16 protein-coding genes are annotated in these 14,764 nt (G+C 34.1%); 1 reads left to right on the top strand and 15 read right to left on the bottom strand.

Translation table 11 applies throughout. The annotated features are described in order from the left end of the window. Positions 1 to 8: 8 nt before the first annotated feature. Positions 9 to 1,169: a hypothetical protein gene (locus IPO86_05835; protein MBK9727623.1), complete on the bottom strand. Its 1,161-nt coding sequence runs from the start codon at positions 1,167 to 1,169 to the stop codon at positions 9 to 11. A 156-nt stretch (positions 1,170 to 1,325) separates the two neighbouring features. On the opposite strand from IPO86_05835, the gene IPO86_05830 reads away from it, so the two are divergent. Further along, positions 1,326 to 1,643, top strand: a complete 318-nt coding sequence (locus IPO86_05830; protein ID MBK9727622.1) for a hypothetical protein — start codon at positions 1,326 to 1,328, stop codon at positions 1,641 to 1,643. A gap of 129 nt (positions 1,644 to 1,772) precedes the next feature. Here IPO86_05830 and IPO86_05825 read toward each other — a convergent pair whose 3' ends face one another. The 14 genes from IPO86_05825 to IPO86_05760 all read right to left on the bottom strand — a co-directional run bounded on the left by IPO86_05825 (position 1,773) and on the right by IPO86_05760 (position 14,740). After that, entirely contained in the window at positions 1,773 to 3,137 is a 1,365-nt protein-coding gene (locus IPO86_05825) for an NADH-quinone oxidoreductase subunit N (protein ID MBK9727621.1), read from the bottom strand. A gap of 7 nt (positions 3,138 to 3,144) precedes the next feature. Next, positions 3,145 to 4,599: an NADH-quinone oxidoreductase subunit M gene (locus IPO86_05820; GenBank protein MBK9727620.1), complete on the bottom strand. Its 1,455-nt coding sequence runs from the start codon at positions 4,597 to 4,599 to the stop codon at positions 3,145 to 3,147. 4 nt (positions 4,600 to 4,603) lie between these two features. After that, positions 4,604 to 6,487, bottom strand: a complete 1,884-nt coding sequence (gene nuoL, locus IPO86_05815) for an NADH-quinone oxidoreductase subunit L (GenBank protein ID MBK9727619.1) — start codon at positions 6,485 to 6,487, stop codon at positions 4,604 to 4,606. 16 nt (positions 6,488 to 6,503) lie between these two features. Continuing rightward, positions 6,504 to 6,833: an NADH-quinone oxidoreductase subunit NuoK gene (gene nuoK, locus IPO86_05810; protein ID MBK9727618.1), complete on the bottom strand. Its 330-nt coding sequence runs from the start codon at positions 6,831 to 6,833 to the stop codon at positions 6,504 to 6,506. A 2-nt stretch (positions 6,834 to 6,835) separates the two neighbouring features. Continuing rightward, a complete protein-coding gene (locus IPO86_05805) occupies positions 6,836 to 7,348 on the bottom strand; it encodes an NADH-quinone oxidoreductase subunit J (protein MBK9727617.1) in 513 nt (170 codons plus the stop codon). A gap of 5 nt (positions 7,349 to 7,353) precedes the next feature. Continuing rightward, complete coding sequence (nuoI, locus tag IPO86_05800; protein ID MBK9727616.1) at positions 7,354 to 7,809, bottom strand: NADH-quinone oxidoreductase subunit NuoI; 456 nt, start codon at positions 7,807 to 7,809, stop codon at positions 7,354 to 7,356. A gap of 55 nt (positions 7,810 to 7,864) precedes the next feature. Next, a complete protein-coding gene (nuoH, locus tag IPO86_05795) occupies positions 7,865 to 8,881 on the bottom strand; it encodes an NADH-quinone oxidoreductase subunit NuoH (protein MBK9727615.1) in 1,017 nt (338 codons plus the stop codon). Continuing rightward, complete coding sequence (locus IPO86_05790) at positions 8,881 to 9,846, bottom strand: (2Fe-2S)-binding protein (GenBank protein MBK9727614.1); 966 nt, start codon at positions 9,844 to 9,846, stop codon at positions 8,881 to 8,883. The genes nuoH and IPO86_05790 overlap by 1 nt, the downstream gene beginning before the upstream one ends. A 12-nt stretch (positions 9,847 to 9,858) precedes the next feature. Continuing rightward, positions 9,859 to 11,196, bottom strand: coding sequence for an NADH-quinone oxidoreductase subunit NuoF (gene nuoF / locus IPO86_05785; GenBank protein ID MBK9727613.1), 1,338 nt, complete (start codon positions 11,194 to 11,196; stop codon positions 9,859 to 9,861). Position 11,197: 1 nt separating this feature from the next. Next, positions 11,198 to 11,686 (bottom strand): NAD(P)H-dependent oxidoreductase subunit E, encoded by a 489-nt coding sequence (locus IPO86_05780; protein ID MBK9727612.1) that lies wholly within the window; start codon positions 11,684 to 11,686, stop codon positions 11,198 to 11,200. A 167-nt stretch (positions 11,687 to 11,853) separates the two neighbouring features. After that, positions 11,854 to 13,080, bottom strand: a complete 1,227-nt coding sequence (locus IPO86_05775; protein MBK9727611.1) for an NADH-quinone oxidoreductase subunit D — start codon at positions 13,078 to 13,080, stop codon at positions 11,854 to 11,856. 5 nt (positions 13,081 to 13,085) lie between these two features. Beyond that, positions 13,086 to 13,592 carry an NADH-quinone oxidoreductase subunit C gene (locus tag IPO86_05770; GenBank protein MBK9727610.1) on the bottom strand — a complete coding sequence of 169 codons (507 nt, stop codon included), beginning with the start codon at positions 13,590 to 13,592 and terminating at the stop codon, positions 13,086 to 13,088. Then, positions 13,592 to 14,137 carry an NADH-quinone oxidoreductase subunit B gene (locus IPO86_05765; GenBank protein ID MBK9727609.1) on the bottom strand — a complete coding sequence of 182 codons (546 nt, stop codon included), beginning with the start codon at positions 14,135 to 14,137 and terminating at the stop codon, positions 13,592 to 13,594. The genes IPO86_05770 and IPO86_05765 overlap by 1 nt, the downstream gene beginning before the upstream one ends. Before the next feature lie 216 nt (positions 14,138 to 14,353). Then, positions 14,354 to 14,740, bottom strand: a complete 387-nt coding sequence (locus tag IPO86_05760; GenBank protein ID MBK9727608.1) for an NADH-quinone oxidoreductase subunit A — start codon at positions 14,738 to 14,740, stop codon at positions 14,354 to 14,356. Positions 14,741 to 14,764 lie beyond the last annotated feature (24 nt).

Genomic DNA, 14,764 nt, shown 5'->3' with positions numbered 1-14,764 from the left:
ATTTAGCTTTAATTATTTGAATTTAAATTTTTTAAAATATGCGATAACCGAATGCTAAAATTGGTCATCAAAATTTTCACGTTCGCATTGCGTTGAAGAGCGATATAGGTATCATCAATTAAAGTCGTCCACAATTCTATTTGCGAAATGGTAAGTGTATTTGAAAGTTTTGCAGCATATTGAATCATACTATTATTGGTCTGACTAAAATTTTTATCATCTGTAAATTTAAGTTTCAAAACAAAAGATAATAACATTTGAATCCACTGTAAAAAATTCTTTTGATCTTCCTTATTCAAGCTTAAATAATGTTCAACCCATTCTATCATACCAGCTACATTATAAACAAAGGCACTTTGCAAAAGCTTTCTTAATACATCAATGGAAGGAATATTTTGGTGCTCCATTTGCAATAAGGCTTCTTGAATATTTCCATTACATGAAAGCAACACCGAATAGGCTGTATTATAATCAACATGACCAACAGAAGTAAGTTTATGCGCTGCTTCTTCCAATTGAATAGATTGCATTCTATAAACTTGCGCTCTTGACAAAACTGTCGGCAATAATAAATCACAATTTTCAGTTACTAAAATAATAAAAACATTTGCAGGAGGTTCTTCCAGAATTTTCAATAAGCGATTTGAATCTTTGCCTAAATATTCAGGCAACCACAAAATCAATACATTTGCATTCGCTTCAAAGGGTTTTAAATATAATAAACTTGAAAAATTATTAATTTCCGTAACAGAAATATTTGCATTTTTACTTTCACCGTCCAAATATGAAAACCACTCTGTTATGGTCATAAATGGTTTTTCGGCAATTGCTTTTCTCCAACTTGAATAATGTTGTTGACAAGTATCCTTTGGATTATTTAATGGGAATGAAAAATGAAGATCCGGGTGTATGCAATTTAAGACTTTATAACAGGCATCACAAATTCCGCATGGTTTCTCTTCAGATTTGCACAAAAGGGTTTGCGCAATACTTAAAGCCAACACCAATTGACCGTTTCCAGGCTTACCAAGTAATAAACTAAAATGCGGGAAGTGGTGGGTAAGAATGGTCTGGTTCACTTTAGGCCATAATATATTCTGAGAAATCAGGCGGTCTGCCCAGATTTTCTTTTGATTTTGAACCCCTTTATCTTCTTGCGTATATAGCATAACTCGTGAATAGCACAAAAATACAAAAAAATAATTTGCGTTATATTTCTGTATTACAACTATTTATATATTATAATATAAACTAATGTTAAAATTGACGGCCCAATGCATGCTATCTTTGTAAAAAAATAATCCATGCTAAGCCAATTGAGAAAAATGGAAAACAGGCATATTATTCTATGGCTTCTAAAAGATGTTAGCTGGATGCTGGGGCTAAAAATAATAGCATCCATAATCATGGTACCCACTTTTTTATTAGCCTTTTATATCTGTTATAAATCAAGAAAAATAGCTTCAGATTTTTACCATAATCTTGCTGTTAGCTTCTGGATCATTGCAAATGGAATCTGGATGTTCGGAGAATTCTATTTTGAAAATCAGACTAAAACAATGGCTTTGGCTTCTTTCATTTTAGGAATTGTAAGTCTATTATATTATTATCTAATTGTTAAAAAAATTTGGTTGACAAACTAAAGGATAAGTTATTAAAAATTAAGAATAACTCCATTTTATAAAAACAAAAAAGCCATCATAAATTTACAAAAATCATTGGAAAACCAAATCAAAAAAACCAATCAATTCAAAAATAAGGAATTGAAAAAACTAAAAGTTTCTTAATAAATTAGTAAAATAAGTTGGAACGATTCCAGCTGCAAAAGTGATAATAATAAAAATCAATAATAAGCCATTATAAATGAATGGGATACTCCAACGGGAATCACCACTTTTAGAAAACATTGAATTTACTATTTTATAATAATAATAGACAGACATTAGGGTACAAATAACGGCGATGATTACCAAGGCTGAAAATCCGCTTTGAATAGCCTGATTAAGCATTAATAATTTTGCAATAAATCCAGCTGTCAAAGGTCCACCAGCTAATGATATTAAAGCCAATGTCATAAAGATTGCAAGACTTGGATTGCTTTTAGATAATCCTGCAAAGGAATCGATATCATCTGATCCACTTTGGACTTCCACAAAATGCACCACAATAAAAGCCACTAAAGAGGCAAGTGTATAAGCAATAAAATAGAAAAAAATTGGCCATTCAGAATTTGCATCTAGCTGTAAAAAACCCATTAATATAAAACCTGCTTGTACAATTCCAGAATATGCTAATAACCTTTTGACACTGCGTTGTGATAAAGCCATTAGATTACCGATAATCAACGTTGCTAAAATTAGAAAAACAAAATACCATTGAATCCAATCTGGTAAGAGTGGAGTATTCAATTGAATTAAGTTATAAAAACTGCCAAATGCTGCTACTTTCACAATGGTGGACATGGCTGCTGTAAATAAGGTGGGTGTGCCTTCATAAACATCCGGAGTCCAAAAATGAAAAGGAACTAATGCTATTTTAAAAGCAAAAGATGAAAATAAAAATACCAAAGCAAAATCGGTTAATACACTGGATTGCGATGCTATATTCAACAATGATAAACTTCCTGTACTTGCATAAATTAGTCCAATTCCAAACAACATAAAGGCACTTGCAAAAGCACCCATTATGAAATACTTTAAGGATGCTTCGTTTGACTTTACTTTCCTTCGATCTGCACCTGCAAGTATATACATGCTTATTGACAAAATCTCGACTCCCAAAAACAGCGTCATATAATTAACGGCTCCAACCATCAGCAAAGCTCCAACAATCGAAAAAATAAAAATGCCCATAAAGTCTGCCAATTCTTCATTGCCACGCTTTTGAAAAAGTGCAAAAAATGGAACCAAAGCTAATCCAGTATACAAAATAATTAAAGAAACTATTTTTGAATTAAAATCAATACGTATCATATCCATCAGATAATGATTCCAGAAATTCTGTTCTGTACTAATGGAAATAATTGCAGATAATATTGCAAGTATGGAAATTGGTATTATTACATTTCGTTGCTTAATAAAACCTAAAAAAAGAATTGCAACAGAAAATAAAGTGAGTAAAATAAATGCGAGCATCATAATAAAATCATTTAGTTGGAATGTAATTCATGAACTGGTATGCAAATTGCCCAAGTCCCATCCAGTCGGCAGGAAATAAGCCCAGTGCTAGGATTAACACTACAATGATGATAAATACATAATCTTCTGATAAACTTAGTTTATCAAAATTCAAAACATTATTGGAGCTAACACCAAACATTGTCTTCTGATAAAAACGGAGCATATAAGCTGCACCAAAAATCAACGTCAATGCAGCTAAAATTCCAAATGGAAGTCTAAATTCAGCGATTGACCATATCAAATAAAATTCGCCAATAAATCCACAGGTTAAGGGTAAGCCAATGGTAGATAATAAAATAATGAAAAAGTACGTCGCAAATCTTGGATTTACTTTAGCAATACCGGAACTTGAATCAATGGAGCTCTCTTCTGTTCTTCTGATGATAACATCAGAAGCATAAATCAGACCTGCGACTCCAAGGCCGTGCGCAATCATAGCAAACAAGCCACCCTGCACTCCTTTATTTGTTAATGTTAAAATACCGGCTGCAATAAGCCCCATATGGGACAATGAAGAATATGCAATAATGCGAATAAAGTCTCGTTGTCGCCAGGCAATTAAGGCTCCATAAACAACACCTATCAGACAAATTAAAATTAAATAATAAAACCAATCATACAATGCCGGGATAAATAAAAAATTAAATCGGATGAGTCCAAATACACCCATTTTCGACATCAATGCTGCTATTATAATTAAAGTGGGACGATCTGCTTGGGTATAAAGATCTGCTTGCCAGGTATGAAAAGGAAATATAGGAGATTTAATTGCAAAGGCAATAAAGAATGCAGCTAATAACCAATACTGGTATTTAATTGCCATTTTATTTTGATAAAAATCAACCCACGATTCGAGATGCAGATAGGCATGCATATTTACCTGGAGAAAAACCACAGCAGCCAACATTAATAAGCCACCAAACGCTGTATAAAGAAAAAATTTAAATACTGCTTGTTGTCGATTTGCACCGCCAAAATTTAAAACCAAAAAATAAATAGGGATCAATGCTGCCTCAAAGAAAATAAAAAATGTAATTGGATTTTGCGCACAAAAAAATCCATTTAATGCTGCATGTGTCAAGCCTATTAAACTATAAAAGCTTGCATTCCTACCATTTCCTTTAACAATCGTACCTAACGAACTTAAGGTGATTACTAATTGTGTCAACAACATGGGTAAAATTGCTGCTGCGTCGAGGCCGACATGAAAATAAGCCCTTAAACTCGGAATCCAAAGAATCGAAGTATTAAATGCCAAATAATTGTCTTTGACATTATAGGAACCCATCAGTAAAAGAAAATAAAAAATACTGATGATTCCAGATAATAAGGATATATAAGGTGCTAATTTTTTTCCTGAAACAAAACATGCTGCCGAAAAAAATAATGGAATTAAAATAAGTATAATCGCTAAATTCATCCTACTATTTATAAATAAACATTACTAATATAAGCAGTATTCCAAGTACTGTACTCAATAAATACCAACTTAATTTACCGGATTGAACATTTTTCAGGGATACACTAGCAGAAAATAATATCCTATCTGGTATTCTGACCAATTTATCTATAAAACCATATTCAAATTGAGTACTTAAAAATGCACCTAGTTTTTTCAATGGTGAAACGATTAAGTAACTATACAATTCGTCAAGGTAATATTTGTTTACAAGGATTCTAGAAATTACAGAATTCTCGTCTGCCAATGCAGTGGAAGCATTCCTTGCATATTTTTTATACGTTAAAAATGAAATCAATAGCAATGCGACTATGGTCACACTCCATAAAGAATATTCAAAAAGATGAGAAACATGTGATTTTATCTGGACAATTGCCGGTGCTAAAAATAAATATAATTTATGCCGCCCCAGAATATCAGGCAATCCTGCAAATCCTCCAATAATAGAAAAGACTGCTAAAACAATTAAAGGTATTAACATGCTCCAGGAAGATTCATGCACTTTTTTATAGCTTGCTTCATCTCCTCTAAATGAACCATGAAAGGTAGCGAAAAAAAGACGGAACATATACCAAGCTGTAAATACGGAGGCGATGGCGAGTACCAGAAAAAACCAAAAGTTTTTAGCATAAGCCACTGATAAAATCTCATCTTTTGAGAAAAATCCTGCAAATGGTGGGCACCCAACAATCGCTAGTGTACCAATTAACATGACTGCATAAGTCCATTTCATTTTACTTTTTAATCCACCCATTTTGCGAATATCCTGTTCTCCATGAAGTCCATGAATCACACTACCTGCACCCAGAAATAATAAGGCCTTAAAAAATGCATGTGTCATCAAATGAAAAATTGCGGTGACATAAGCACCCACTCCCAAGGCCACCACCATATATCCTAATTGACTTACGGTAGAGTATGCCAATATTTTTTTAATATCATTTTGCTTTAAAGCTATACTTGCTGCAACAAGGGCCGTTAGACAACCTACAATGGCAATTATATTTAATGTAAATGGCACTAACTCAAACATAAAATGCAGTCGGGCAATTAAATAAATACCAGCGGTAACCATGGTTGCAGCATGAATCAATGCAGATACTGGAGTTGGACCAGCCATAGCATCCGGCAACCAGGTAAAAAGTGGTATTTGTGCAGACTTTCCACAGACGCCCAAAAATAAAAACAAAGTAATTCCAATGACTCCGGGATCATTCATAATCCCTTCATCAATTATGGTGTCTTGAATATCTGTAAAACTAACCGCTCCAAATTTATGTATAATTAAAAAGATCGCGATTAAAAACCCAACATCCCCTACCCGATTCATAAGAAATGCCTTTGCAGCTGCTTTATTATATTCTTTATTTTCAAACCAAAAACCGATCAATAAAAATGAACATAATCCAACGCCTTCCCAACCCGCAAATAAAACGACTAAATTGGAACCTAAAACGAGTAATAGCATGGAAAATAAAAAGAGATTCATATAACTAAAAAAACGCGAATACCCTTTGTCATCTTTCATATATCCTGCTGAATATGCATGAATCAAAGTTCCTACACCAGTCACAACGAATAACATAATCATCGTTAAATGATCAATATAAAAACCAAATTCAAATCTTGCAGATCCCTCTGCCAAAAACCAGGTATATAAATTTATAGTGCTTCCTTTTCCTAATAAATAAGTATACGCAAGTGAGGTACCTATAAAACTTGTTAAGGGTCCAAGACAAGCTATTAAAGTGACTAATAATTTTGGCATCCTTTTGCCAACTATTCCATTGATCAGAAAGCCGATTAATGGCGGCCATAAAATAATATGTAAAATTAATTCTGCGCTCATTTGACAATTCGATTGCTTAACCCTTTAACTGATTAAATAAATCAATATTTGTTGATTTTAAATTTTTATACATCATCACGATGATAGCCAAGCCAACAGAAACTTCTGCAGCGGCAACCGCCATGGTGAATAAGACCATGACTTGACCAGACACATCTCCACGATAAGCTGAACTCGCAACCATCAATAAATTGACAGCATTTAACATGATTTCAATACACATAAAAACAATAATTACATTTCTTCTTACCAAAACTCCGATCATCCCTATGATAAATAAACTCACACTTAAAATTAGGTAATAATCAAATGGTATGGCAGTTATAACTTCAGGAATATGATTCATATTTAATTATTTTTAGGGAATTCCAATTTTTCCTTCCGACTTAATAAAACAATACCTATCATCGCTACAAGAAACAAAATAGAACATATTTCCATAGGTAATAAATAATCTCTGTATAAAGCATTCCCGAGATTTTCTATAAGGCCTATTTGATAGTTTCCTAAATGATCGATTTCAATTTGCTGTGAGGATTTGTAAGCAGAGAGGAATACTAAAAATATGCATCCACCAGAAATTACAGCAGCTCCTAATGGCACCCAGTTTTTAAATCGTTCAATTTCCTGATTCAAATTTAGAAACATAACCACAAATAAAAACAATACCATAATTGCACCAGCATAAACTACTACATTAACCAATGCTAAAAACTGAGCATTCAATAAAATATAATGTGCAGAAATTAGAAAAAAAGTTACCACTAAAAATAGGATACTGCGAATGGGGTGCTTTGATAAAACAACCATTAAGGCAGATGCCAGCGTGAGAAATGATAATGTGTAAAACAATTTGTCCATTGAAATTAATTTTGAAGAAATGGTTCTACTAATCGATCTTTACCATAGATAAAATCTTCCCGTTCATAACTAGCAGGAGCCATGACATCATTTTGTAAAAAAATTGCAGCTTTCGGGCATGCCTCCTCACAAAGTCCACAAAAAATACATCGCAACATATTGATTTCATAAACAGAAGCGTATTTTTCCTCCCGGTAAAATTGCTTGTTATCCGGAGTGCGCTCTGCCGCTGTCATGGTAATTGCTTCCGCAGGACATGCAAGGGCACAAAGGCCACAAGCGGTACAACGCTCAGCACCTTTTTCATCGCGTTTTAAGATATGAAGACCTCTGAATACCTGACTCATCGGACGTTGCTGCTCAGGATATTGGATGGTTGCTTTTTTTCTGAATAAATGACTTAAGGTAATTGCCATCCCTTTAAAAACAGCAGGTAGATAAATTCGCTCAGAGAAGTTCATTGGTTTTCGCACCATGACTTTTCTTCGATTCGTTAATTTAAGTTCTAACATGCTATTAAATTTTAAATAAAATAAATGCACCCGTCAATAAAATATTTAGAACAGATAAAGGAATTAAGACCTTCCATCCTAGATTCATTAATTGATCATACCGAAATCTTGGTAAGGTCCATCGAATCCATATAAATAAAAATATAAAAAAGAATATTTTTCCAAACATGACGCATGCACCTAATATGGTCTTTGCCATTCCGGGTTCCATATCACTAATAAATGGAAACTGATATCCACCAAAATATAATGTTGCCAATACTGCACTACTTACAAATACGTTAATGTATTCTGCGAATAAATAAAAACCAAGTTTCATAGATGAAAACTCAGTATGATATCCACCTACTAATTCTGTTTCGCACTCCGGTAAATCAAAAGGTGCCCGATTGGTTTCGGCAAATGCACAAATTATAAAAATTAAAAAACCAAAAGGTTGATAAATAATATTCCAATGCCAGCCATGTTGTTGATCTACAATGTCGCGAAGTGACAAGGTTGATGTAACCATCACAAGGGCAACAATAGATAAACCCATGGCCAATTCATAACTAATATTTTGAGATGCAGCTCTGATCGCACCCAATAATGAAAATTTATTATTAGATGCCCAGCCACCAACTAATACTCCATAAACCCCTAACGAAACCACCCCAAATATATAAAGGATACCCACATTTAAATCTGCAGCTTGCATTGAATAAGTTTGGCCATTCAATACTAAATCTGGAGCAAAAGGAATGACTGCACTTGTCATAAGTGCTGTAATCATAAACAAACCAGGGCCCATTATAAATAACCAGCGGTCTGAAGCTTTCGGTATAAATTCTTCTTTAAAAAACAACTTTACGCCATCTGCTAAAGGTTGCAATAATCCAAAGGGTCCTGCCCGATTTGGGCCAAGCCGATCTTGTAAAAAAGCAGCCAATTTTCGCTCTGCATAAGTAGAATACATTGCTATAAATAATGACAATCCAAATATGATTGAAATAAAAATTATTTTAAATACCCACTCATTCATTACGATACAAATTTGGCATCAACAATTACGGACGGTGATATAACAGGCAAATCATACTTATTGGATGAAATCACAGATTCTTCTCCCATATCACGAGGTCCTTCAACATTCCAATCTGATTTTTCCTTATGTTCAAATCGACATTCATTACAAATAAAATCCTCGACTTCACCAAACTGATTTTTCCGGGCTGTAATTCGAATCACATCCTCACCTTTTAACCAAAGGACAATTTGACCAGAACATTTTGAACAATGCCGATGTGCATTATAAGGTTTTGAAAACCATACCCGTTGTTTGAAACGATAGGTTTTATCCGTTAAAGCTCCAACCGGACATACATCAATAATATTTCCAGAAAAATCTTTATCTATTGCATTTTGTATAAAGGTGCTAATTTCAGAAACATCTCCACGATTTAAAACTCCATGAACCCGAGTTTCCGTCAATTGCTCTGCTGCATAAACACATCTGTAACAAAGTATACAACGGGTCATATGTAATTGTACATAAGGCCCAATATCTATTTTATTAAATTCTCTACGATGTTCTTCATAACGCGTATGCTCTGTGCCGTGTTCGTATGATAAATTTTGTAAATCACATTCACCAGCTTGATCACACACCGGACAATCCAATGGATGATTAATTAGTAAAAACTCAACAATCCCATTCCGTGCTTCTAATACTTCAGGAGATGATTCATTTTCAACTACCATCCCATTTTCAACCCGGGTTAAACAACTTGCAACTAATTTAGGCATAGGTCTGGGATTTGCTTCACTGGATTGTGAAACTTTAACCAAACAGACTCTACACTTTCCCCCCGTTTCTTTTATTGAAGAATAATAACACATTGCAGGAGGATACTTGCCACCAATCATTCGTGCAGCTTGTAAAATTGTGGTACCTGCTGCAACTTCTATACTTTTTCCGTCTATCGTAACTTTTAATAAATCACTCATGCAGTTTCATTTTTAATGCAACATTGAAGATTCAAAATGCAAATGTTTTGCATTGCATGAATCAGGATTATGAATATGATTTTCAAATTCGCTTCTAAAATGCCGAATGGCACTTGCAACTGGCCATGCCGCCGCTTCTCCTAATGGACAGATTGTCTTGCCCTCTATTTTTCTTGCCACATCAACTAATAAATCTATATCCGTAATCTTACCATGCCCATGTTCAATTCGATGTAATACTTTTTCCATCCAACCAGTTCCTTCCCGGCAAGGACTGCATTGACCACAACTTTCATGATGGTAAAATCGTGTAAAATTCCATAAATTACGAACTATACAAGCGCTTTCATCAAACACTATAAAACCACCAGAACCTAACATCGTACCGCTTACAAATCCTCCGTCCGAAAGCGATTCATAAGTCATCAGTCGAATTTCGTTTTGGGCTGTTTTTAAAATTAAATCCTTAGGTAAAATGGGCACTGAGGAACCACCAGCAACTACTGCTTTTAACTCTTTACCATTTGAAATTCCACCACAATATTCATCACTATATATAAATTCTTCCACAGGAACACCTAATTCAATTTCATATACACCCGGTTTATTAATATTACCACAAGCTGAAATTAATTTTGTGCCCGTACTTTTCCCAATCCCAATTGATGCATACGCTGCACCCCCATGATTTACAATCCATGGTACTGCTGCTAAAGTCTCCACATTATTCACCACCGTAGGGCAACCGTAGAGTCCCCATACCGCTGGAAAGGGAGGTTTGTTCCTGGGATTTCCTCGTTTCCCTTCTAAAGATTCTAACAAAGCTGTTTCTTCGCCACAGATATAGGCGCCTCCACCTGGTTGTACATATAAGTCCAGATCATATCCACTCCCTAAAATATTTTTTCCTAAAAATCCTTTTGCATATGCTTCTGCAATGGCTTTTTCTAAAATGCGAATTACATACATCATTTCACCTCGCACATAGATATAACTTGTTTTAGCAGTTAATGCAAAAGATGAAACAATCATTCCTTCAATCAATAAATGAGGTAAATGCTCCATTAAATATCGATCCTTAAAGGTACCAGGCTCTGATTCATCAGCATTACAAACCAAGTATTTTGGATTATCAGACTTTTTATCTAAAAAAGACCATTTTAATCCAGTTGGAAATCCGGCGCCACCTCTTCCTCGTAATCCAGAAATTTTCACTTCTTCAACAACTTGTTCTGGTGTAAAACTTTTGATAGCTTTTTGAACAGAAGAATAGCCTCCTTGCTTTAAATATCCTTCTATTGATTGTATATCAGGCTTGCCTAAATGTTCAAGTAAAATTTGTTTTCCCATGTTATCCCTGCCTTCTTAAAATATCAATTAACTGATCTATCTTTTCTGTAGTTAAGTTTTCATAGTACTTATAATCTGGTCCTATTTGCAATACCGGACCCGTACCACAGGAAGCCAAACATTCAACAGGTTTAATCGTAAATAAACCATCTGTTGTTATTTCTCCTTCTTCGACGTTTAATTTATTTTTTAAATATTGGATTATATTTTCAGCACCAACCAAACAACAAGGGCCGGTACGACAAACTTCAAGAACATACTTTCCAACAGGCTTTACATGAAACATCGTATAAAAAGTTGCCACCTCATATACTTCAATAGGATGAATATCTAATACTTCTGCAACTTCATTCAGGAGCTCTGCAGGCAACCAACCGTGATCCTCTTGTGCAATATGCAAAATAGGTAACAAAGCTGATTTATGCCGACCTTCAGGATATTGTTTTTTGAGTTCCTCAAATTGTTTCAACCGTTCTTTGCTAAATGGCATTTTATGAATTCGTATTTATAAAATCAATTTTTAAAAATTTAATATTACCCTATTTTTTAAATTTATTGGATTCAAAAATTCAAATCCTAATTATCTATTTTAAACTTTTTCATTTTTCCAAATGAATTGCTGCTTACGATTCAATTAAAAATTCATAGTTCAAACTTTTAAGCATCCAATTCACCTGCAATAACATTTAAACTACTCATAACTACAATTGCATCTGACAAAAGCTGCCCTTTTACCATTTCAGGATACGCCTGATAATAAACAAAACAGGGTCTTCTAAAATGCAATCGATAGGGCGTTCTGCCACCATCGCTAATGAGATAAAATCCTAATTCCCCATTCGCTCCTTCAACAGCTGAATAAACCTCCCCAACAGGCGCTTCAATTTCGCCCATGATTATTTTAAAATGATAAATTAATGCCTCCATGTTTTTGTAAACTTCCACTTTTGGAGGTAAATAGTATTGGTCACTATCTGCATGAAATACACCCGGCTCAAGTTCTTGAATTTTATTTAAAGCTTGTTCAACAATTCTTAAACTTTGCCAGATTTCTTCATTGCGCACCATAAATCGATCATAAGTATCACCTGTTGTTCCAACTGGAATATCAAATCGAAAATCTTCATAAGAACAATAGGGTTCTGCAATTCTTAAATCATAATCCAAACCACAAGCTCTTAAATTAGGACCTGTAAACCCATAATTCAAGGCTCTTTCCATGGATAGACCGCCGGTATCAATAGTGCGATCCATAAAAATTCTATTCCTGGACAACAAACTTTCAAATTCTTTCCAAACAGGAGGAAATTCTTTTAAAAATTTTCTGGTTTTATCAAAAACAATTTGATTAAAATCTCTTTCGAATCCACCGACACGTCCCATGTTTGTAGTTAATCTTGCACCACAAATTTCTTCATAAATTTCATAAATAAATTCCCTCCATTGATACACATATGTAAATGCTGTTAATGCACCTGTATCAACACCTAAAATAGAATTACATATAATGTGATCTGAAATTCTTGAAAGTTCCATGACCATTACGCGCATATAATCAACACGTTTGGGTACTTTTACACCTAATAATTTTTCTACTGTTAAATGCCAACCGGTATTATTGATTGGTGCTGAACAATAATTTAAGCGGTCTGTTAAAGGTGTTATTTGATAAAATGGTCTGCGTTCTGCAATTTTTTCAAATGCACGATGGATATATCCAATGGTTTGTTCACCACTAACGATGCGTTCTCCATCTAATTTTAGTACATTTTGGAATATCCCATGAGTAGCGGGATGTGTAGGTCCAAGATTGAGCGTGGTATAGGCTATCTCTGGTCTTTCCGGCTCCTGGATTTCTGCAAGAAATTCTAAATTCGTTTTCATTATTATTATCTACCAAATTGAAAATCAGCTTTATCTTCTCTTGTAGGATCTTCCAATGGAAACTCCTTGCGTAAAGGAAAAGCAGTCATTTCATCCATATTTAAAATTCGTTTTAAGTTTGGATGTCCTAAAAATTGAATCCCGTAAAAATCATAAGTTTCTCGTTCCATCCAATTTGCAGATGCATAAATTCCAGTAATACTTGGTACTTCTGGTTTGTCTATTGGAACCCATATTTTGATTCGGAATCGCGCTTTGTTTTGCATACTCTGCAAATGATAAACAACCGCTAATTCCTGATTTTTATGATCTGGATAATGAACTCCACAAATGTCTGTTAGAAATTGAAAAGAAAGCGTAGTGTCTTTAAATAAAAACTGAACCAACCGATATAATTGTTGAATGGGGATAGTACAATTATAAATGCCAAAAGCATCTTCTGTTATAATAAACGAATCCTCTAGATTCGTGTGAATATGTTTGGTGATTTGGTCTAAATTCAAGGTGTTCATTATTTCACTAAATAGGTTTCCATCAATTGTTTATACTCTTCTGAATTTCGTCTTCTAACCGATTCTTTACCAATTAAATCCTGAATCCTCATAACACCATCAATGATTTGTTCAGGTCTTGGTGGACATCCTGGCACATATACATCTACTGGAATAATTCGATCAATACCTTGTAATACACTATAGGTATCAAAAATTCCACCACTAGAAGCACAAGCACCTACTGCAATGACCCACTTTGGTTCGGCCATTTGTTCATATACTTGGCGTAAAACAGGACCCATTTTTTTTGCAATAGTCCCCATTACCATTAATAAGTCAGCTTGTCTTGGGGTAAAACTTAATCGTTCAGATCCAAAACGGGCTAAATCATAATGTGATGACATGGTAGACATAAATTCTATACCACAACAGGAAGTTGCAAATGGTAAAGGCCATATACTATTCTTTCGAGCGAGTCCGACAACTGCATCTAATGATGTTGCAAAAAATCCTTGCCCACTGATGCCTTCCGGAGCCTCACTTATTTCAATTTTACGATTCATAATTTTTAATTCCTAAAGAACATTCCAAAATGTAAATCGCGTTTTCGAATATTCTATTCTCAAAAATTAATGTCAAGCTTATGATCAGTTTTAATTTAAAATGAATATTTATTAGAAAACCTTAGAATCGTAAATCTTTAGTATTTAATGGATTTTCCAATTCTTAAAATAAGATGGTGATCCATAAAGAAATTCATCTATAATTTTCACAATCAATTAAACATCTTCCCTGGTTTCCCATTTTAATACACCTTTCATTAATACATAATAAAAACCAGCCATAAGCAAGGCCAAAAAAATCAACATTTCGACGAAACCAAACCATCCTAAAGTTCTAAAATTAACAGCCCAAGGGTACATAAAAATGATTTCCACATCAAAAAGTACAAATAAAATCGCTGTCATAAAGTACCGGATTGAAAATGGACTTCTAGCATTTCCTACGCTATCCAGGCCACATTCAAAACTTGCATCTTTTCGCTTCCCACTCAGTTTTGGTCCTAAAAGATGTGTAGCTATCAAAACAAATACTACAAAACCCATAGCAACAAAAAACTGAATTAGAATTGGTACGTAACTAAATGGGATATGGTTTGATTCCATAATTGGCTTTTAAAGCAGGGCAAA

The sequence above is a fragment of the Saprospiraceae bacterium genome (assembly GCA_016717265.1).
Classification (GTDB): Bacteria; Bacteroidota; Bacteroidia; order Chitinophagales; family Saprospiraceae; genus Vicinibacter.
This window is presented reverse-complemented; position numbering and strand designations above follow the sequence as displayed.